The organism is Ornithinimicrobium sp. F0845, assembly GCF_023015765.1.
GTDB lineage: Bacteria > Actinomycetota > Actinomycetes > Actinomycetales > Dermatophilaceae > Ornithinicoccus.
Genome location: NZ_JALKAL010000030.1, coordinates 1 through 1733, shown reverse-complemented (window position 1 = coordinate 1733; position 1733 = coordinate 1). Strand labels below are relative to the sequence as shown.

1 protein-coding gene is annotated in these 1733 nt (G+C 71.2%); it reads right to left on the bottom strand.

Going from position 1 to position 1733, the window contains the following annotated elements:
- On the bottom strand, window positions 1–1401 hold a 1401-nt coding region (locus MWU75_RS19570), incomplete at its 3' end, for a choice-of-anchor L domain-containing protein (RefSeq protein ID WP_247094133.1).
- Window positions 1402–1733: the final 332 nt, after the last annotated feature.

Below are 1733 nucleotides of genomic sequence, written 5' to 3'. Positions count from 1 at the left end.
GTTGGGCAGGCCGTTGGGCCGCGTGAGCAGGACCGGGGCGTCGTTGGTGCCGCCCAGGGCACCGGCGGGCATGGCGTCGGGGTAGTTCAGGCCGCTGGCGATGTAGACCAGGTCAACACCTGGTGCCCACTCCGAGGAGACCGCCGCGGCCGTGCCGTAGCGGTCCGCACCAGCGATCCGCTCCACCACCGGGCCGCCCTCGTCGGTCCAGGTGAAGGTGACGCTGTCGGTGGCGGAGCAGGGCTCACCGGTCTCGGGCCGGGCGCACCCGCTGATCGTGTCGGTGCCGGCCAGCGTGCCGGGGTAGGTGAAGGTGGCCTGACCCGCTGCGTCCGTGGTGCCCGAGCCGGTGGTGCTGTGCGTGCCGCTGACCGCGAACTCGACCGTGGTGTCGGCCACCGGGTCGCCGGCGTCGTCGGTCAGCGTCGCGGTGACCGTGTGGCTCGTGCCGACCGGCGCGGTGCCGGTGTTCGGCTCCAGGTCCAGGTCGTGGGTGACGACCTCGGCGCCGGGTGCGCAGTCGACCTCCGGGTCAGGCGTGTAGCCGACGACGAGGCCGTCCAGGAAGACCGCCGAGTCGAGGATGCGGTCGCCCTGATCGAAGATCGAGAAGTAGACGGAGTGTGCGCCGGGGGTGATCGCGGTGGAGGCGGTCAGCAGCGTGGTCGCGGCGCCGTCGGTGTCTCCTGACGGGATCCCGCCATCGAACGCCGTGCCCGCCCCGGCCTCGGGGGTCATGCCACCGATGCCGGTGGAGTTGATGCTGACGACATTGCCGTCCGCGTCGAAGGCGAAGTTGTCCGGGGCGGTGATGGTCGAGCCCGACGTTGTCCAGGTCGAGGTGTCCAGCTCAGCGATGAAGGCGTCGTTGTACTGAGTTCCGACGTAGCGGGGGAACTCCTCGGAGAGGAACCGGAAGTCGAACGTCAGGCAGTTGGACCCCTCCGGGACCGCGAGGTCGACCTTGAGGATCGTGACGTCGTAGTCGGTGTCGCCCCTCACGTGGTCGCTGTTGAGGTCGGTGCTGGCGTGGGTGCCCGGTTGGTCGACGCCGGACACCTCGCCGCTGCTCAGGATCGCAAAGGTCCCCCCGTCGCGCGGGAAGCCGGTCAGGGGCGTGTCGCCCACCCCAGTCGTCGTGCCTTCTGGCGGGGTCGTGACGAACGAGGCCCCCGTGACGTTCGCAGAGTCGGTGGCCAGGGCTGCGGCGAGATCGGTGGCCGTCCCTTCGGTGATCGCGGTGGGTCCTGCGGCCAGCGCCCCCTCGGAGGTGGCGCCACGCTCTCTGGTGTCATCGGCTGCGGCCGTCCCGGCCGACGTGGCGACCGCCACAGCGAGCAGCGGCAGGATGCTGCCCGCTGCGAGCCCGGCACGCAGCCGGGAGGTCCTTGTGCGTTGCATGTGAACTCCTTCGCTCAGGGCCCCGGGGGGCCTTCGGTGAAGGGCGTTCGTGACTGAGGAGAACACGACGCAGCGCGCCGAGCGGGGGTGGTTCACGGGAGTCACGGGCACCCGAGACCCCACTATCTCCCGGCTGTGTCGCAGTTGTGTCGCATCGCGGCCGTCGGCGGTAGGCACGCCGCGGCCCGGCTGCCCCGTGGGCGGTAGGCCCACCGCGGCCCGGCCGCCCCCGTGGGTGGGGTGGCCGGGCCGTGGTGTGTGGGGGTGTTGGGTGTTAGCCGAAGTAGGCGGCTAGGTCGATCTGGATCTGGTTGGACACGGCCTGGGAGCCG